Source organism: Pseudosulfitobacter pseudonitzschiae (assembly GCF_900129395.1).
GTDB classification, from domain to species: Bacteria; Pseudomonadota; Alphaproteobacteria; order Rhodobacterales; family Rhodobacteraceae; genus Pseudosulfitobacter; species Pseudosulfitobacter pseudonitzschiae.
Map to the genome: position 1 here is coordinate 706602 of NZ_FQVP01000001.1, position 16562 is coordinate 723163.

Consider the following 16562-nt stretch of genomic DNA (forward strand, 5'->3'; position numbering starts at 1 on the left):
CTCAATCCCTCAGAACCTGACCGACACCGGGCGCGAAATCGACGCTGATGCGGTCGCCGGTGCTGAACGGCAACGTCTCGTTTGGCCGGTTCTGGCTGCGCACCACAAAGCCGGTCCCATCATCCAGTGCCACGTGAAAATGAGTGTCCGTGCCGAAATAGACGATTTCCGAAAGCCTGCCGGGCAGCAGCCCCGCGGCCTCTGCGCCGATACTGGCGTGCTCGGGGCGCACGGCCAGGGTGACCTTGCCCGTCAACGCGGCCCCTTCGGGCATCTTGGCCGTCACGGTCTTGCCCGAGGACAGGGTGACCTGTGCGTCGTTGCCGGTATTGGCCGCGATCTGGGCGGGGACAAAATTGGTGTCCCCGATGAAATCGGCAACAAACCGTTCCGCCGGACGGTCGTAAATGTCACGCGGCCCGCCGATCTGGCGGATGGTGCCGGCACTCATCACCGCGATCCGGTCTGACATGGTCAACGCTTCTTCCTGATCGTGGGTCACGAAGATAAAGGTGATGCCGGTTTCCGTCTGCAACCGCTTCAACTCCAGCTGCATGTCCTTGCGCAGCTTGAAATCCAGCGCGCTCAGCGGTTCGTCCAACAACAAAACCTTGGGGCGTGGGGCCAGCGCACGGGCCAGGGCGACGCGCTGTTGCTGGCCACCCGAAATCTGGCCTGTCTGGCGGTCGGCCATCTGGCTCATCTTCACCAGCTCCATCATCTCGCCGACGGTCTTCTTGATCTCGTCCTTGGGCTTGCCCAGCATTTCCAGACCAAAACCGATGTTTTGCGCGACCGTCAGGTGCGGGAACAAAGCATAGCTTTGAAACACGGTGTTCACCGGGCGTTTGTAGGGGGGCAGGTTCGTCAGGTCCTCGCCGTGCATCGTCAATGTGCCGGATGTGGGGTGTTCAAACCCGGCAATCATCCGCAGGAGCGTGGTCTTGCCACAGCCCGACGGGCCGAGAAGGGTAAAGAATTCGTTGTCCTGAATGTCGATGCTGGCATCTGCCAGGGCGACAACATCTGGCGACCCCGGATAAACTTTGCGCAGGTTGCGCGCACTGATGGCTGCTGCAGTCACGTGAGGTTTCTCCCTTTGGTCCACGGGTCTGTATCGCCCGTTTTGATCATAACTCTGAGCTTGCGCGTTGCCTTGAACGTCCTGAACACTTGAAAAAAACCATTGTTTTAAAGTGTATAGTGCTACGGCAGTCCGGTTCTCAGGTTAATTTGATCAAATGTTAGGCTGCAAATGTAAATTCTGCAACGAAACTCCGTGCCCTGTCGTTCTTTTTCTGTCGCAAGCTCCGTGCTGATGATTTTTGCGGCAGCACCGGTTTGAGGTTTCGGTGCGATCGGATGCGGTTCGCCGAAAGTGAAAAAGTGGGGCATGGACCAAAACTCGGGGAAATCTCCAACCAGAGTTAAACGCCTGTTCATTCCTCAACGTCATAACCGCAAGGAACAGGCACGCAGCCCTTGCCTGTATTTTGATTTCGCCACCCGGATGCTGAGAATATGCGCATGTTTGCCCAAATGCCCAAGGCCATGGTCGCCACCACCGTCAAACCGTCCCGGCGGCCTGATTGCCTGGAAATGGAACGTTTGCCCCATTGCGAGGGGGGTACGTGCGTTCGTGGCTCGAAACGGGTGATGCCATGACGGAAATCCGTATGCACATCACCCAAGGTCAACACGCTGCATCGGGTGAGGCCAACGTTGTCATCACGACATTGCTGGGATCTTGCGTTGCCTGCTGTCTGTGGGACCCTAACGCGCGGGTGGGGGGCATGAATCACATGTTGCTGACCGTGCGACAGGACGCGAACCTGACCGACAACCTGGTTGGCGTGAATGCGATGGAAGTTTTGATAAATGCGCTGATCAAATCCGGCGCACAGCGCAGCTCCTTGCGCGCCAAGGCCTTTGGCGGTGCGCGGATGGTGGACGGGTTGTCGGACATCGGCGAGGCGAACGCACAGTTCACGCTGGATTTCCTCGCAAGCGAGGGGATCACCTGTGAAGGTCATTCCTTTGGCGGAACCAATGCGCGCAACATCCGGTTCTGGCCAGCCACGGGCCGGGTGCTGCAACGCATGTCCACTGACCGGGTGATCGAACCAAAGGCGATTGTTCACGCTCCGCCCGAAGGCAACGACCTGGAGCTTTTCTAAGCGCCAGGTTTTGCGATGCGCCTGAAGCGGCAGGACGCGTTCGGGCGTTTCGTCATCAGAATACGGGCACAGCGACAGATTTACTCAATCTCCGCTGTGCCCGCACGATCTGTCGATTTTTGGTACAATAGGCGGATCTAAAACAGATCCAGTGCGCCCGCATCATCGTGTTGCGCAGCTGCATGTCCTGCATCTTCGATCAACCGCCGCGTGCTTTCCAGCCGCACCGTATCGCTCAGGTTTTGTGGGCGTTGATCAGGCTCGCCAAATTGCCGGACAAGCTCCGAGATATCCATCAGGGATTGATGCAAATAATCCAGCTTTTGCATCCCCGTGAGAAAGTCCGCTTCGGTCATGTCCAGATGTTTGAAATGCGCACCGATCAACAGTTCAACCTGCCGCACCTGCGCCGCAAGGTCGGCCAGGTGCGCGCCGGTGCGCGATGTCAAATGCGTGTTCCTGGGCGCCACAGTCATAGCGGCCCCACCACGCTTTCAATACAGCGGCGCAGGTCGATGGGTTCGAACGGTTTCTTCAAATAGTTGTTCATCCCCAGTTTGCGTCCGTAATCGATGATCTGCTGTTCGGCTCTGCCGGTGATCAGAATGAACCCGATCTTTTGTGTTTCCGGCTGGCTGCGCAGGTGGTGAAGGAATTTCAACCCGTCCATATTGGGCATGTTGTAATCGGAGATCACCAGATGCACAGGCGTGCGCTGCAACTGGACCAGCGCTGCGGCGCCGTCGTCCGAGGTGTAAACCGTCTGAATCCCGAACCCGTCCAGCGCCTGGGTGATCAGACCACGGCTTGTGGACATGTCATCGACGACCATGATCCGAATTTGATCACGAAGTGCCATGTGCTATCCCCTGTGCTGCCTGCAAATTTGAAGTGTTGATCTTACGTGCGCGTATCTTGGTGTAGGTGGTCGGCCCGGTGACGGAAAAACCCAGCTGCTCGGGGTTGGTCACCCGTTCCGAGTGCCCCAGGAACAACATTCCGTCCGGCAACAAAGCATCATGGAAGCGCGGCCAAAGTGCGTTTTGCGTGGGCGCATCGAAATAGATCACCACGTTCCGGCAAAATACGGCATCAAAGGCCTGCCGCATCGGCCAGGGGCTCATCAGGTTCAGCTCCTTGAACCGTACGAGATTTCTCAGCTTGTCAGTCATTTGATGCGCGGGTTGTTCGTTCAACCGGGACGGCTGCATGAACCGCTTGCGCAAATCCTCGGGGATGTTGTCAATCATCCGGTCGGGATAGGTGGCAGAACGGGCAAAGGCGATGACCTTGGGATCAATGTCGGTTGCCAGGATGCGGAAATCCTTGTCTTGCAGGCCGGGGTCCTTGTCCAACAGGTGCATCAGAATCGAAAACGCCTCTTGCCCGTTGGAGCACCCTGCAGACCAGATGCGAAAGCGGCCACCCGATTTCAGTCGGGATTGGGCCCGTGGCAGAACCTCGTCGGTCAGAATGTCAAAGTGATGCGGCTCCCGAAAGAAATGGGACACATTGGTGGTCAGGGCCGAGATCATCATGCGGCGCTCTTTTGCCCCTGCGTCGGAACCAACCAACGCCAGATAGGCCTCGAACGTGTCCAGCCCGGTTTCCCTCAGCCGAAATCGCAGACGCGACTGCACCATGCGTACCTTTTCCGGCAACAGGATCAGCCCTGCCTCGCGGTAAGAGACCTGATGCAGCGCATTAAGCGTCAGCAGGCTGAGTTGGGGTTCGGATGCTTCGTCGGGGGCGATCATGCAGCATCGCTTTGCGGGGTGGGTACGATTTCGGAGAGCTCAAGCACACGGATCATCCGCTCATCCAGCAGGGTCAGCGCCTTGATCACGCCCGGCCCTCCCGCAGAGGCAGCGTCGGGAGGCGGCTGCAAATCCGCGGATGTCAGCGCGATGATGTCGGACACCGCGTCGACCAGAAGACCGGTCATCGTCTCCTCGTATTTCACCACGATGATCACATTGCGGTCCGTATGTTCACGCGGCGGCAGGCCCAGCCGTTCCGCCAGATCCATCACCGGCAGTACGGTCCCACGCAGGTTGATCACACCCTTCATGTAACTGGGGGCATGGGGCAGGGGTGTTGTGCGGGTCCAGCCGCGGATTTCACGCACACACATGATGTCGAGCGAATATTCCTGATCACTCAAACGGAAGGTCAAAAGCTCAACGGGGGCACTGGATTTGGGATCAGTCATGAAGTCAGTTCCATCAGGTTGGGAGCAATGGCCAAGGTGCTGCCCTGGGCCTGTGCGATGATGTCGGAAGGGTCGAGGATCAGGGCGATCTGCCCGTCACCCAGAATGGTGGCGGCAGCGATGCCGGGTGCGCGGTAAAAGCTTTCGTCCAGACCTTTGATGACCACTTGCCTCTGGTCCTGGATTTCATCCACGATCAGGGCGGCACGGCTGCCGCCTTCGTCAGCGATCAGCAAAACGACAGCATCCAGATAGCTGTCCTGGGCAGAGCGATAGCCAAGTTCGACACCCAGATCGAACAGCGAGACAAATTCACCCCGCACCCGCACGACATTCAGGCCGGGGCGGGTCTGTTCGAGATTGCTGTGGTCGATGGTCAGCGTCTCGATCACCAGATTGAGCGGAAGAACCATGGTCTCGCCGGCAACCTGCACGACCATGCCGTCCAGGACAGCAAGGGTCAGCGGCAGGGAGATGGAGAATGTCGTGCCTTCGCCAGGTGTCGAGGTGATCGTGATCCGTCCGCCCAGGGCCTGGATGGCGTTTCGCACCACGTCCATGCCAACGCCGCGACCGGACAGATCGGAAACCTCGGATGCCGTTGAAAACCCTGGCAGGAACAGCAGGTTGTCGATTTCCGTATCGGTCAGGGACGCATCGGCGGCGATCAGTCCTTTGTCCGTCGCAATTTGCTTGACCTTCTCACGGTTGATGCCTCCGCCATCGTCGGACACTTCGATGATGACGCGGCCAGAACGGTGGGCGGCTGTCAGTTTGACGACGCCCTGTTCGGGCTTGCCGGCGGCAAGACGGTTCTGAGTGGGTTCCAGCCCGTGATCCACCGCGTTCCGGATCATATGTGTCAGCGGATCGGACAACCTTTCGATCACGGTCTTGTCCACTTCGGTGGTGTCGCCCTCGGTGACCAGACGCACATCCTTGCGCACCGCGGCTGAACATTCCCGCACGATACGCGACATGCGCTGGAACAGGGATTTGACCGGCTGCGCGCGGATCATCATCACGCTGTCCTGAATGTCGCGGGTCAGGCGTTGGAATTCCTCGAGCCCGTTCATCGCGTCGGAATGTGGGGAAAGCCCCGAAGATTCAAGGCTTTGCGAGAGCATCGCCTGATTGATGACCAATTCGCCGACAAGGTTTACCAGCCGTTCGATCCGGTCCAGATCGACACGGACAACCGATTTTGCAGCGGATTGCGGTGTGGCCTTTGCCTTGGCTGCGGGTGCTGGCGGCTGGGCGGGCTCGGGTTCCGCCGCAGGTGCAGGCGGCGGTGTCAGGTCGGGCAGGTCTGGCATTTCTGGTAGCTCAGGCAAGGGATCGTTTGAAACGTCCTGTGGTGCGGGCACGTCGGATGGGATCGGGGCAATGGTCAGGGCGCAGAGACCATCAACGAATTCAAAGATCGAGACGATTTCGGCTTCCTGTACGTCCGCCGTCAGGACCACGGTCCATTTCAGATAGCTTGCCTCGGGGGCAAACTCGGTCAGTTGCGGGACCTTGTCGGTCAGGCAAGTGACCTCGCAGGAGCCCAGTTCCGCAAGAGCGCGCAGGATCATGTACGGTTCGTTGCCTGTTTCGTACAATTCTGGTTCGGGCGCGAAGTGGATGGTGAACCTGGCGGGTGCAGGTGCCGGCAGATCGGCAAGGCCCAGGTCCAGAGACAGTCCCAGGGGTTGGAATTCGATTTCGGCCTCGTCTTCCTCTGCAACCCCATGATCGCCCAGCAGCGCATCCAGTTCGGTCAGGATCGCGTTTCCCTCGGCTTCGGGCAGGATTCCATCGTCGCGGGATTCTCGCACCAGGTCGGACAGGTGGTCGGCGGCCCGAAAGAACAGTTTGATCGCGTCGCCATCGGCCACCAGCGTGTTGCTGCGCACTGCGTCCAGTACGGTTTCGTAACGATGGGCAAAGCGCACCAGCCCCTCAAGTCCGAAGGCGCCAGCGCCGCCCTTGATCGAGTGGACAGCCCGAAAGACCACGTTGATCGTTTCAAGATCACCGCTATCGTCGGCCATCGCTTCGAGACCGTCTTGCAGGGCTTCGAGCAGTTCTTCGCATTCGATGAAAAACGAGGCTCTGATTTCAGCCATAGGGTCGGGTGCGGACATGATGCGTTCTCCTAACCGGCAACCATTTGCAGGGCTTTGATCAATTTCGCGGGGTCGAACGGTTTGACGATCCAGCCTGTGGCCCCTGCACTGCGTGCGCGCGCTTTCAGTTCCGGTGCGGCTTCGGTCGTGAGCACCAGAATGGGGGTGGCGCGGTGTTTGTGCTGACCGCGCACCGCGTCAATAAAGCCAAAGCCATCCATGCGCGGCATGTTGATGTCGGTGATGATCGCATCGGGCGCGATGCCGCTCAGAACTTCGACCCCGTGCACACCATCATCGGCAGTGGTCACGGTAAAGCCCGCGGGTTCCAGCGCCAGACGGATCATGTCGCGCATGGTGCGGCTGTCGTCGACGGCAAGTATGTTCAGGCTCATGTCACCACCTCGGCAATGGTTTCGGGTGTCATGCCCATCCAGCGCATCTGTTCCAGAACCTTGTCCGAAACATTGATCAGCTGAATCCGATCCCCTGCGGTCTTGAAGGCAGAGAGGATCACCTGCATCCCCAGGGCGCCGAAATGAACGACCTGACCGGCGTCCAGCACCAGCGATTCGCCAGCGGGGCGCGCCGTCAATTCGGTCAGAACAGCAGGCACGCTGGACAGGTCCAGACGTGGTGGAAGCACGATTGGGTCAGCCATTCGGCAATCCTTTCAATTCGGGGAAGGGGCGCAACATCACGATCTCCGCAAGCCTCGTCAGCAGTTGCCAACTGTCTAGCGGACGCATCGTTAAGAACGGGTTACGGGGAATATCGTCTTGCCAAAGACACGGCGCGAATGGCCGATGCGGGTCGCCAAAATCGCACCAAGGACAGTGTTTTCAAGTTATTGCGCGGTCGTGATGCACATAAAAAACCCGGGGTGCGGAACACCCCGGGTTTAAATCATTAAAACTCTAGGAAAGCTTAGCCGCGCCGACGACGCCCGCCTGTGCGGCCTTCGCGGCCACGGCCTTCGTGGCCTGCCTTGGGGGCCACTTTGTTAAAGCGAATCCAGTCCGTGCCGTGCGGGTCGTTGTCGGTCAGGAAGTTGGCGGCGCGAATGGCTTCCATTTCCTTGCCCGCGCGCGGCAGCGTCGAGCCAAGGCCGAACAACTGCACGAATGTCTCGTCGTCCATGTCGGCGGGCAGGATGATGCCGGCAGCTTCGACTTCGGCGCGTTTCTCGGCAATCTTCAGCGGACCGATTGGCAGGGCGATGGGGTTCATGATCGCGCTGGTCATGCCCGCTGCCATCGCCATGGGCAGGAATGCGTTGTTGATGCCGTGACGGTTGGGCAGGCCAAAACTGATGTTGGACGCACCACAGGTGGTGTTCACGCCCAGCTCTTCGCGCAGACGACGCACAAGGGTAAAGACCTGAAGGCCGGCGGTCGCCATCGCGCCAATGGGCATGACCAGCGGATCGACCACGATGTCATGGGCCGGAATCCCGAAATCGGCGGCGCGTTGTACGATTTTCCTGGCCACTTCGAAGCGCACGTCGGGGTCTTCGGAAATGCCGGTGTCATCGTTGGAAATCGCCACGACCGGAACATTGTATTTCTTGACCAGCGGCAGGACCAGTTCCAGACGCTCTTCCTCGCCGGTGACCGAGTTCAGCAGCGGGCGGCCTTCGGCAGCGGCCAGACCGTTTTCCAGCGCACCGGGGACCGAGCTGTCGATGCACAGGGGCACGTCGACAATTGCCTGAACCCGCTCGACCAGGGCTTTCATCAGCATCGGCTCGACAAAGTTGTTGTCCGCATAGCGGGGATCTTCGGCCATTTTGTTCGAGAAGACGGCACCCGAGTTCACATCCAGAATGTTCGCACCTGCCGCAACCTGTGCCAGCGCGTCGGCTTCGACACGGCTGAAATCGTCGCGCTCAAGCTCTTCGGCCAGGATCTTGCGGCCCGTGGGGTTGATACGTTCCCCGATCACGCAGAACGGTTGGTCAAAGCCGATGATCGCGGTCTTGGTTTTGGATTCAACGATGGTGCGTGTCATGTTTTTCGGTCCTTCAGGCGTTGGCCGGTTGGGCAGCAGCGCCGCCGTTTTCAATGGCCCAGTGAGCGTTGGTCTTGATGCCGCCCAGCGGGAAGAAATGTACGTTTGTCACGTTAAAGTCGGGATTGGCAGCCTTATGTGCCGCAAGGTCCGAAATCACTTCGGTGGGCTCAAAGGGCAAAAGCAGTTTGGTCACGTCCTTGGCACGGCGTTGCAGCACGCGCAGGGATGCGCCCACGCCGCAGGCGACGGCGAATTTGATCATGGTCTGCAGCTTGGCAGGGCCTGCGATGCCGATGTGAATGGGCAGGTCGATGCCGGCTGCCTTGATGCTGTCGGCCCATTCGATGATCGGCTGCGCCTCGAATGCGAACTGTGTTGCCAGCGCCATTTGCGCGTCGGTGCGGTTCGAAAAGTCCTGCTTCCAGCGCAGGGCATCGGCCACGTTGACGCCACGGCCATCGGGGTCGATGTCCTTGTTGCCTTCGGGGTGGCCTGCGACGTGCAGGCGGGTGAACCCTGCCTTGTCAAAGGCACCGGTTTCCAGCAGTTGCATGGAACTGTCGAAATCGCCGTGCGGTGTGGTCACACCACCGGCCAGCAGCAACGCCTGTTTTACGTCTGCCTCACCCTGATAGCGGGCAATCCAGTCTTCCAGCATGGCGCGATTGTGAATGATACGCGCGGGGAAATGCGGCATGACCGGAAAACCGTCGGCGTTCAGGCGTTTGGCGGTGGCGACCATATCCTCGATGGGGGTGCCTTCGATGTGGGCGATATAGACGCGCGTGCCTTCGGGCAGCAGGTCGCGGAAATTCTCGACCTTCTCGGCGGTGCGCGGCATCACCTCGATCGAATAGCCCTGCAAAAAGGCTTCGACCTCGGGCGAGATGCAGCCCGCAACGGGACCTTCGGGGGATTTCTTGAAACTGAGAAGTGCCATGACAGGGAACCTTCTAAACAGGGGAAAGGGCGGTCAGGCCCAGCCTTCGTTGTCAATCAGCGCCTTGATACGGGCGCTGTCATATTCTGTTTCAAGGCGCGTTGCCTCTGCGTCGGCGATCTGGTCGGGATCGCCGTCCATTTCATAGGGGTCTGCCTTGCGCCATTCGGCCAGATAGGCGTCGGCGTCTTTGGCATTCACTTTCATCGCGGCACGGTCGATGGCCTGCTCGAACCGCTCGGGCAACTGGCGTTTCGACCCGCGACGGCCCTTGCCCACGATCACCTGTGCCGGGATGTCCCGCCAATATACGATTGTCACGTCAGGCATCTGTGATTCCCCTTGGTCAATTTTGCCCTGTCTAAGGCACGGGGTCCGGCTGACGGTGGCGTTTTTCGACCGAAAGCAATCTGTCCGCGACCCTTTGCTATGCGATGGCCCGTCGCAGGGCCAGAGGCCGGGCGGCCCAAAAGGCTCATCATCATTATGCACGGTTCCACAAGGCGCCCGGACCGCGGCGATCACACAAAGGTGGCCTTGCACGGGAAGCATCAAAAGCCTATCGTTTGCTCAACTCGTTATGAAAGGCGCATACAATGGCGCCAAAGCGTCCCAAAGGTGCGGGCGCGCTCGAACAACCGGCTCTGAGCCCCGTGCCTCAGTCTGGATCACGTGAGCTTTATGCCGCGCTTGATCTGGGCACGAACAGTTGTCGCATGTTGATTGCCCAACCCAAGGGAACGGGCTTTCATGTTGTGGACAGTTTCTCCAAATCCGTCCAGCTGGGCGCGGGTCTGGAGCGCACCGGGCGTTTGTCGCGCGGGTCGATGGCGCGCACCATACAGGCGCTGCGGATCTGTCAGCAAAAGCTGAGACAACACAAGGTGCGGCGTATGAAGCTTGTCGCGACCGAAGCCTGCCGCCGGGCGGTCAACGCGCAGGAGTTCATCCAGCGCGTGCAGCGTGAAACCGGCCTGCGGCTGGACATCATCCAACCCGAGGAAGAGGCCCGGCTGGCCGTGATTTCCTGCGCGCCGCTGGTCAGCCGCAAGACGCAGAACCTGCTTGTGGTCGACATTGGTGGCGGATCAACCGAACTGGTCTGGATCGACATTTCCAAAGTGCCCAAGAACGACCGTCCGCAGGCGATCATGCGGCTGCACAGCGGCTTTAACACGGCTGCCGTCAAGGACGTGGCTCAGGCGCGCGTCGTCGACTGGATCAGTGTGCCCCTGGGCGTGGCGACGCTGCGCGACCAGTTCAACGATGTCGAGGATGACGCGGCCCGCTTTGCGTTGATGAGCTGGTTCTTTGAAGAGAACCTGGCGGACTTTGCGCCCTATCATGACACCAAGGTGCACGAGAAGTTCCAGATCGTTGGCACCTCGGGCACCGTGACCACCGTGGCGGCCTCGCATCTGGGGCTGAAACGCTATGACCGGACGCGGGTGGACGGGCTCAGCATGTCCTCGGCGCAGATCGACAAGGTGATCCGCAGCTATCTGGACATGGGGCCTGGTGGTCGGCGCGCCGATCCGCGCATCGGGCAGGACCGTCAGGCGCTGATCATGTCGGGGGCCGCGATCTTGCAGGCGCTGATGCGCTGCTGGCCCACGGACCGGCTGAGCGTGGCCGACCGTGGCCTGCGCGAGGGGCTGCTTTATGCGCAGATGAGCGCCGACGGGGTCTTGAGCGACGGCGCGCTGTAGCAAGCGGCGCTTGGGGCGGTCTGCCTCCGTTTACGGCCGTCCGCCTGAGGATTTTTCGAACAAGATATGACGGATCGTGTACCATCGCTTGAAGCGGTGGGCCCAAGCGCGTATCTGGTCGGCAACGAAAGGCGGATTTCCGTGGCAAAGACACCTGATGGCAAGAACACCTCTGGACGCGGACAGCGCGAACTGACCGTCAAGGTCAAGACAGCGCGCGGGCGCACCACAAGCTCGACCCGGTGGCTGCAACGCCAGTTGAACGACCCCTATGTCAAACGCGCGCAGGCCGAAGGCTATCGCGGGCGCGCGGCGTTCAAGATCATGGAGCTGGACGACAAGTTCCGCTTTCTGGTGCCGGGCGCGCGCGTGGTCGATCTGGGCGCGGCACCGGGGGGCTGGTGTCAGGTTGCGGTCAAGCGGGTCAATGCGCTGAACGAACGGTCGGGCAAAAAGGTGGGCACCATCCTGGGCGTCGACCTGCAGGAAATGGAGCCGATCGCGGGTTGTGAGCTGCATGTGCTGGACTTCATGGAAGACGACGCCGACCTGGTGGTCAAGGAGTGGCTGGGCGGCAAGGCCGACGTGGTGATGTCGGACATGGCGGCGTCGAGTTCCGGCCACAAACAGACCGACCACCTGCGGATTATCGCGCTGTGCGAAGCGGCAGCCTATTTCGCCTTTGACGTGCTGGAAGTCGGCGGCACATTTGTTGCCAAAGTGCTGGCCGGTGGCGCCGAGGGCGATTTGCAAAAGCTGCTGAAACAACGGTTCGACAAGGTGGCGAATATCAAACCGCCGTCGTCACGGGCCGACAGTTCAGAGAAATTCGTCGTCGCAACCGGTTTCCGCGGCTGAGGTCAGCCGCGAGAATACGAAATATTAAGCGCTGCGTGCTTGGATGGCCGTGCTCTCGATGTGGGGCAGGCCACAAGGAACCAGGCATATGCTCAAGCCACTCTTTGATACCACAATAACCGGATGGTCCGGGCAAACCGGGCTGAATGCCCGCGACAATGATGCAATGCAGGCGTTTGCGCAGCGATTGCTGGCCACGCAGCTGCTGTGCAAGGATGTGATCGCGGCGGTGCAGTCCTGCAATCGGACAGGATTCTGGGGCGGTCCGGACAGCCGTGTCCCGGTGTCAGCACGCAGGAACGACACATTGAACATGCGTATGACTGCGAGGCTGTGGTCGGTCATCTCCACCACGCGGGGCCGCGTCGCGGGGCTGAGCGTGCTGGATCAAAGCGGACAGATGGTCGGGCAGGCGCATTCAACCCAAAGCGGAGCGGCGCATCACGCGCATATTTCGCTCAGCCTGGCGGACCCGAACAGCGGCACGGTGATCGGCGCCGTGGTGTTCGAACTGGACGCTGCGCAATTCTGACGCGGTCAGTTGTGCTGTGAAAAGGACCGTTTGGCGACGGCCTTGATCTGCTCGGCCTCTTCTGCGCTGATCTGCCGGATCGTGAATCCCTTGATCCGCGCAACCGTTGTCGCGGCACGGTTCTCCTGACGCAACAGCTCGAACAGGCGTTCGTGGCGCGGGGCGGTGTGCTGGGACAAATACGACATTGGCCTTTTCCTCTCGACGCGCCGGATGAATGCCGCGCGCTTGCTGTTGTTTGTGCATATTTGTCAGCGGTTTGCGGCAACCGTGGGGCCGTGCAAAGGCGTGTTTGGGGAAAATCCTGTACAATTTGAAAGAGATTTCCGACTGCTCCGCAGCGCGGGTAACCGACGATTCACGCCGTTTCGATAGCAATCTTTGGATCGTTTCAGCCAAAGGAGATTCCCCATGATCAAACGCCTTATGACGGCCGCGGCCGCACTTGTTCTGCTGACCAACCCGCTGGCGGCCGCCGAAGCGGACGGGGCAATGACCCAATATGCCAGCGAAAGGGCGGCGGAATGGCTGATGAATGATACGGTCGTTGCAGCGATCAAGGCCCAGAACGCGCGCACGGCCGGTCTGAGTGCGGCTGAGATTGACAGTCTGGACAAGGATTGGCGCGCGCAGGTGGGACAGGCGGAAATGCCGTTGATCGCGTCGGTGTTGGACAGCCCCTTGTCCGTCTCGTTGACCGATCATGTCGCCGACGCGCGCGGCACAATCACCGAAATGTTCATCATGGACGCACAGGGGCTGAACGTCGCTGCCAGTGCTGTCACTTCGGATTACTGGCAGGGCGACGAGGCGAAGTTCCAGAAAACCTATGGCGTGGGACCGGACGCTGTGCACATCAGCGAGGTTGAGCTGGACGAAAGCACGCAGACTTATCAGGCGCAGGTGTCCTTGAGCCTGACGGACCCCGCCACCGGCGAGATGATTGGTGCGGTGACCTTCGGCCTAGACGCGCAGGCGTTTTATTGAGGAAAAGACGAGCGGCGGGGCTGTGCATCCGGACCCGTCGTTCCTTTGCGACTGACGTTTATGTAGCAACGGCACATCAAGGCAGCGGCACCAAGGGATCATCAAGGCGTGGAGGCTCACGATAGAACGTCCCGAATGAGAGCGTCCCGAATTTCTGTTCAAATTTCGTCGCTTGCTTCCGGGTTTCGCTTTGAAGAAGCAAATGCCACCGCGACATGCGGCACTTGTTACATATCTTTTCTGAAAGATAATGGCGGAGAGACAGGGATTCGAACCCTGGGAACCCGTGAAGGCTCAACGGTTTTCGAGACCGCCCCGTTCGACCACTCCGGCACCTCTCCGCGGGGGTCTGGTCCGGTCCCAATAATTAGGTTTATCGGGGGCGGCAAGGGGGGTTTTGCCAATGATGGCCGATGACGGGATATTTAATTGCCCGTGATCGCAAAACCCATATGCTCGGCGCAAATGCGAAAGGACCATCATGATCGCTCTTGCCCGCTCTGTTTGCCTTGCTCTCACCCTTGCGCTGACCGCCGCCGCCGCACAGGCCGCCGACCGCGCGCGGTTGGAAACATTTCTTGAAGTGACCGGATTCGACGTCGCACTGGACAGCATTCGCCTGTCTGCCAGCTCTGCACCCGCGATGCTGGGGCTGGAGGCGGAGGATTTTGGCACCCAATGGACAGTGATGGCGGACGATGTGTTCAACACCGCCAAGATGCACGACATGGCGCTGGATATCCTGGGGGCGACACTGGAAGACGACCTTTTGGATCACGCGACCGAGTTTTACGACACCGACCTGGGCCGCCGTCTGGTCGTGGCCGAGAACAACAGCCACATGGAAGACGACAGTGAAACCAAATCCGAAGCAGGGCAGGCGATTGTCGCGGGGCTTGAGCGGATCGGCTCGCCGCGTCTGGATGCGCTCAAGCGGATGAACGCCGCCAGCGACAGCGCCGGCACCGCCGTGCGCGCCATTCAGGAGGTGCAGGTGCGCTTTCTCATGGCCGCAGCCGCCGCCGGGGTGATCGAGCTGAAAATGGAAGAACCGGACCTGCGCGAAGCAATGCGCGCCGACGAGGACGAATTGCGCCAGTCCATTGCCGAAAGCGCATTGAACGGGGCCGCCTACACCTATCAGGCCTTTTCCGACGCCGAGGTTCTGGAATATGCCAAGGCGCTGGAGGACCCCGACATGCGCAAGGTCTATGACCTGATGAACGCGGTTCAATACGAGATCATGGCCAACCGTTACGAGGCGCTGGCCGCGCGCATGCGCAACCTGCAACCCTCGCAGGAGTTGTAAAGCATGCTGCGCCTGATTGCAGCGGTCTGGTTGGGGCTGGCGGGCGTGGCCTGGGCCGGACCCGAGGCCGACACCACGCTGCGTCTGATCCACATGGACGCGCAGATGCAGATCGCCCGTGAAGAAGGCCTGAGTCATGCCGAGACGCTGAACGCAGAGATATTGGGCGGGCAGGGCGGCGCGCTGTGGCACAGCCAGCTTGACGGTATCTATGACGTGCCCCGCATGGTCGAAGGCGCGCGCGGCCCGATCGAGGCGCTCGACACCGCCACACTCGAGCGGTTGAACCTGTTCCTGGGCAGCGAGCTGGGCCAGCGGATCAGTGATCTGGAACTGGCCGCACGCACTGCGATGATGGATCAGGAGAAAGAGGACGCCGCCCGCGGCGCCTATGCCGAATTGCAGGGCACCGACGATCCGCGCCTGAAGGCCGCCCGCACCATCATCGAGGCCGGTGACCTGGTGGAGCGCAACGTCAGCACCGCGCTGACCGCCAACTACCAGTTCTATCGTGCGCTGGTTGACGGTGGTGCCTATATCATGACCGAGGAAGAGATCCTGAACGAGGTCTGGTCCCAGGAGGAGGAGCTGCGCGCCGACACCGAAGGCTGGCTGATGGGGTATCTGATGTTGCTGATGCAACCGCTGGACGCCGACGACCGCGCGACCTATGTCGCGTTCATGCAGACCCCCGAAGCGGGCAGGCTGAACGCGGCATTGTTCGATGGCATGGGCAGCGTCTACAGCGATGTGACCTATGCGCTTGGGCGGGTTCTCGCGCTGAACCTCAGGGCATTGGGTGAAAGCGCCCAGGAGCTTTGAAAAATAGGGCCAGCACCGCTTGACTTTGGCCCGCGTGTGGTGCATTGCGCGGCTTCGAATGGGGCTTTCGGGCCTGTTATATGTATAAACATCCCCGACGGGATGCGCAGTCCGTGGCGCGAAAATCGCACGAAATCCGGGACTTCCGGTGCCAAACGACGCGGTAGAGTAAGGAAGAACGATATGTTCGCGGTTCTCAAAACCGGCGGCAAACAGTACAAAGTTCAAGCGGGCGACACGCTGCGCATTGAAAAACTGGCCGCAAAAGCAGGTGACAAAGTTCAATTCAACGAAGTGATGATGATCGGGGGCGACACGCCCACGGTTGGCGCTCCGCTGGTTGCAGACGCAGGCGTTCAAGCCGAAGTCATCGACCACATCAAAGGCGTGAAGACCATCAACTTCGTCAAGCGCCGCCGCAAGCACTCGAGCAAGCGGACCAAAGGCCACCGTCAGCAACTGACACTGGTGCGCATCACCGACATTCTCGCCTCGGGCGCGGACAAGTCGGGCGTGATGGCCGCCGTGGGTGGTGCAGGCTACACGGCTGTCTTTGCAGACGGCCAGAACGCCAAGCTTAAAACCGCGCAGGCTGAAAAAGCCCGCAAGGCCGATGCTGGTGAGGCTGCGCCTGCCAAGGCACCGAAAAAAGCCAAGGCTGCCAAAGCCGAAGCTGCTGCAGGCGCCGATGATCTCAAGAAACTGTCGGGCGTTGGTCCCGCACTTGAGAAAAAACTGCATGAAGCCGGTGTGACCACCTTTGCCCAGATCGCGGCATGGACGGAAGCAGACGTTGCTGATATTGACGAGAAACTGTCGTTCAAAGGCCGGATCGAGCGTGAAGGCTGGATCGAACAGGCCAAAGACATGACCAAAGGCTAAGGAGAGACCA

General features: G+C 60.1%; 20 protein-coding genes and 1 tRNA gene. 8 read left to right on the top strand and 13 right to left on the bottom strand.

Annotated features, from left to right (window positions below; genetic code table 11):
- Nucleotide 1 precedes the first annotated feature (1 nt).
- A complete protein-coding gene (locus BUC08_RS03415; protein WP_037920580.1) occupies nucleotides 2-1084 on the bottom strand; it encodes an ABC transporter ATP-binding protein in 1083 nt (360 codons plus the stop codon).
- Nucleotides 1085-1793: 709 nt separating this feature from the next.
- Between BUC08_RS03415 and BUC08_RS03420 the strand changes: the two genes are divergently transcribed.
- A complete protein-coding gene (locus tag BUC08_RS03420; protein ID WP_224769745.1) occupies nucleotides 1794-2177 on the top strand; it encodes a chemotaxis protein CheD in 384 nt (127 codons plus the stop codon).
- A gap of 137 nt (nucleotides 2178-2314) precedes the next feature.
- Here the strand turns inward: BUC08_RS03420 and BUC08_RS03425 are convergent, their stop codons facing one another.
- From BUC08_RS03425 to BUC08_RS03470, 10 genes are all read right to left on the bottom strand, one after another.
- Nucleotides 2315-2626 carry a hypothetical protein gene (locus BUC08_RS03425; protein WP_143186663.1) on the bottom strand — a complete coding sequence of 104 codons (312 nt, stop codon included), beginning with the start codon at nucleotides 2624-2626 and terminating at the stop codon, nucleotides 2315-2317.
- 23 nt (nucleotides 2627-2649) lie between these two features.
- The gene (locus BUC08_RS03430; RefSeq protein WP_037920573.1) at nucleotides 2650-3036 is read right to left on the bottom strand and encodes a response regulator; all 387 of its coding nucleotides are present in this window, start codon (nucleotides 3034-3036) and stop codon (nucleotides 2650-2652) included.
- Nucleotides 3023-3934, bottom strand: coding sequence for a CheR family methyltransferase (locus BUC08_RS03435; RefSeq protein ID WP_073194119.1), 912 nt, complete (start codon nucleotides 3932-3934; stop codon nucleotides 3023-3025). Before BUC08_RS03435 ends, BUC08_RS03430 begins: the two co-directional genes overlap by 14 nt.
- Complete coding sequence (locus BUC08_RS03440; protein ID WP_037920571.1) at nucleotides 3931-4389, bottom strand: chemotaxis protein CheW; 459 nt, start codon at nucleotides 4387-4389, stop codon at nucleotides 3931-3933. Before BUC08_RS03440 ends, BUC08_RS03435 begins: the two co-directional genes overlap by 4 nt.
- On the bottom strand, nucleotides 4386-6518 hold the full coding sequence (locus BUC08_RS03445; protein ID WP_224769746.1) for a chemotaxis protein CheA: 2133 nt from the start codon (nucleotides 6516-6518) through the stop codon (nucleotides 4386-4388). Before BUC08_RS03445 ends, BUC08_RS03440 begins: the two co-directional genes overlap by 4 nt.
- 11 nt (nucleotides 6519-6529) lie before the next feature.
- A complete protein-coding gene (locus tag BUC08_RS03450; protein WP_037920566.1) occupies nucleotides 6530-6895 on the bottom strand; it encodes a response regulator in 366 nt (121 codons plus the stop codon).
- Complete coding sequence (locus tag BUC08_RS03455) at nucleotides 6892-7161, bottom strand: STAS domain-containing protein (protein WP_037920563.1); 270 nt, start codon at nucleotides 7159-7161, stop codon at nucleotides 6892-6894. The genes BUC08_RS03450 and BUC08_RS03455 overlap by 4 nt, the downstream gene beginning before the upstream one ends.
- 266 nt (nucleotides 7162-7427) lie before the next feature.
- Nucleotides 7428-8510 carry a methyltetrahydrofolate cobalamin methyltransferase gene (locus BUC08_RS03460; protein ID WP_037920561.1) on the bottom strand — a complete coding sequence of 361 codons (1083 nt, stop codon included), beginning with the start codon at nucleotides 8508-8510 and terminating at the stop codon, nucleotides 7428-7430.
- A 13-nt stretch (nucleotides 8511-8523) separates the two neighbouring features.
- On the bottom strand, nucleotides 8524-9453 hold the full coding sequence (locus BUC08_RS03465) for a methylenetetrahydrofolate reductase (RefSeq protein ID WP_037920558.1): 930 nt from the start codon (nucleotides 9451-9453) through the stop codon (nucleotides 8524-8526).
- A 33-nt stretch (nucleotides 9454-9486) separates the two neighbouring features.
- Nucleotides 9487-9783, bottom strand: coding sequence for a virulence factor (locus tag BUC08_RS03470; RefSeq protein ID WP_037920555.1), 297 nt, complete (start codon nucleotides 9781-9783; stop codon nucleotides 9487-9489).
- 266 nt (nucleotides 9784-10049) lie between these two features.
- On the opposite strand from BUC08_RS03470, the gene BUC08_RS03475 reads away from it, so the two are divergent.
- The 3 genes from BUC08_RS03475 to BUC08_RS03485 all read left to right on the top strand — a co-directional run bounded on the left by BUC08_RS03475 (nucleotide 10050) and on the right by BUC08_RS03485 (nucleotide 12552).
- Nucleotides 10050-11162: a Ppx/GppA phosphatase family protein gene (locus BUC08_RS03475; RefSeq protein WP_028956501.1), complete on the top strand. Its 1113-nt coding sequence runs from the start codon at nucleotides 10050-10052 to the stop codon at nucleotides 11160-11162.
- Nucleotides 11163-11303: 141 nt separating this feature from the next.
- Nucleotides 11304-12020: an RlmE family RNA methyltransferase gene (locus BUC08_RS03480; RefSeq protein WP_037921991.1), complete on the top strand. Its 717-nt coding sequence runs from the start codon at nucleotides 11304-11306 to the stop codon at nucleotides 12018-12020.
- An 88-nt stretch (nucleotides 12021-12108) separates the two neighbouring features.
- Nucleotides 12109-12552 carry a hypothetical protein gene (locus BUC08_RS03485; RefSeq protein ID WP_037920553.1) on the top strand — a complete coding sequence of 148 codons (444 nt, stop codon included), beginning with the start codon at nucleotides 12109-12111 and terminating at the stop codon, nucleotides 12550-12552.
- Between the two features lie 5 nt (nucleotides 12553-12557).
- On the opposite strand, the gene BUC08_RS03490 is transcribed toward BUC08_RS03485, so the two are convergent.
- Nucleotides 12558-12740: a hypothetical protein gene (locus tag BUC08_RS03490; RefSeq protein WP_037920551.1), complete on the bottom strand. Its 183-nt coding sequence runs from the start codon at nucleotides 12738-12740 to the stop codon at nucleotides 12558-12560.
- 223 nt (nucleotides 12741-12963) lie between these two features.
- Here BUC08_RS03490 and BUC08_RS03495 point away from each other — a divergent pair, with 223 nt between their 5' ends.
- Nucleotides 12964-13539: a hypothetical protein gene (locus BUC08_RS03495; protein WP_037920549.1), complete on the top strand. Its 576-nt coding sequence runs from the start codon at nucleotides 12964-12966 to the stop codon at nucleotides 13537-13539.
- A 251-nt stretch (nucleotides 13540-13790) separates the two neighbouring features.
- Here the strand turns inward: BUC08_RS03495 and BUC08_RS03500 are convergent.
- Nucleotides 13791-13880, bottom strand: a tRNA-Ser gene (locus BUC08_RS03500).
- A 140-nt stretch (nucleotides 13881-14020) separates the two neighbouring features.
- On the opposite strand from BUC08_RS03500, the gene BUC08_RS03505 reads away from it, so the two are divergent.
- The 3 genes from BUC08_RS03505 (at nucleotide 14021) to BUC08_RS03515 (ending at nucleotide 16552) form a co-directional block, all read left to right on the top strand.
- The gene (locus BUC08_RS03505; protein WP_037920547.1) at nucleotides 14021-14848 is read left to right on the top strand and encodes a DUF2059 domain-containing protein; all 828 of its coding nucleotides are present in this window, start codon (nucleotides 14021-14023) and stop codon (nucleotides 14846-14848) included.
- Between the two features lie 3 nt (nucleotides 14849-14851).
- Nucleotides 14852-15670 (top strand): DUF2059 domain-containing protein, encoded by an 819-nt coding sequence (locus BUC08_RS03510; RefSeq protein ID WP_037920546.1) that lies wholly within the window; start codon nucleotides 14852-14854, stop codon nucleotides 15668-15670.
- A gap of 183 nt (nucleotides 15671-15853) precedes the next feature.
- Nucleotides 15854-16552 (top strand): 50S ribosomal protein L21, encoded by a 699-nt coding sequence (locus BUC08_RS03515; RefSeq protein ID WP_037920543.1) that lies wholly within the window; start codon nucleotides 15854-15856, stop codon nucleotides 16550-16552.
- Nucleotides 16553-16562: the final 10 nt, after the last annotated feature.

Bases quoted from the DNA above. Each gene is read 5' to 3' on its own strand.
- BUC08_RS03420 (WP_224769745.1), top strand. From the start codon at position 1,794: ATGAATCACATGTTGCTGACCGTGCGACAGGACGCGAACCTGACCGAC.
- BUC08_RS03430 (WP_037920573.1), bottom strand. From the start codon at position 3,036: ATGGCACTTCGTGATCAAATTCGGATCATGGTCGTCGATGACATGTCC.
- BUC08_RS03435 (WP_073194119.1), bottom strand. From the start codon at position 3,934: ATGATCGCCCCCGACGAAGCATCCGAACCCCAACTCAGCCTGCTGACG.
- BUC08_RS03440 (WP_037920571.1), bottom strand. From the start codon at position 4,389: ATGACTGATCCCAAATCCAGTGCCCCCGTTGAGCTTTTGACCTTCCGT.
- BUC08_RS03445 (WP_224769746.1), bottom strand. From the start codon at position 6,518: ATGTCCGCACCCGACCCTATGGCTGAAATCAGAGCCTCGTTTTTCATC.
- BUC08_RS03450 (WP_037920566.1), bottom strand. From the start codon at position 6,895: ATGAGCCTGAACATACTTGCCGTCGACGACAGCCGCACCATGCGCGAC.
- BUC08_RS03455 (WP_037920563.1), bottom strand. From the start codon at position 7,161: ATGGCTGACCCAATCGTGCTTCCACCACGTCTGGACCTGTCCAGCGTG.
- BUC08_RS03460 (WP_037920561.1), bottom strand. From the start codon at position 8,510: ATGACACGCACCATCGTTGAATCCAAAACCAAGACCGCGATCATCGGC.
- BUC08_RS03465 (WP_037920558.1), bottom strand. From the start codon at position 9,453: ATGGCACTTCTCAGTTTCAAGAAATCCCCCGAAGGTCCCGTTGCGGGC.
- BUC08_RS03470 (WP_037920555.1), bottom strand. From the start codon at position 9,783: ATGCCTGACGTGACAATCGTATATTGGCGGGACATCCCGGCACAGGTG.
- BUC08_RS03475 (WP_028956501.1), top strand. From the start codon at position 10,050: ATGGCGCCAAAGCGTCCCAAAGGTGCGGGCGCGCTCGAACAACCGGCT.
- BUC08_RS03485 (WP_037920553.1), top strand. From the start codon at position 12,109: ATGCTCAAGCCACTCTTTGATACCACAATAACCGGATGGTCCGGGCAA.
- BUC08_RS03490 (WP_037920551.1), bottom strand. From the start codon at position 12,740: ATGTCGTATTTGTCCCAGCACACCGCCCCGCGCCACGAACGCCTGTTC.
- BUC08_RS03495 (WP_037920549.1), top strand. From the start codon at position 12,964: ATGATCAAACGCCTTATGACGGCCGCGGCCGCACTTGTTCTGCTGACC.
- BUC08_RS03505 (WP_037920547.1), top strand. From the start codon at position 14,021: ATGATCGCTCTTGCCCGCTCTGTTTGCCTTGCTCTCACCCTTGCGCTG.
- BUC08_RS03510 (WP_037920546.1), top strand. From the start codon at position 14,852: ATGCTGCGCCTGATTGCAGCGGTCTGGTTGGGGCTGGCGGGCGTGGCC.
- BUC08_RS03515 (WP_037920543.1), top strand. From the start codon at position 15,854: ATGTTCGCGGTTCTCAAAACCGGCGGCAAACAGTACAAAGTTCAAGCG.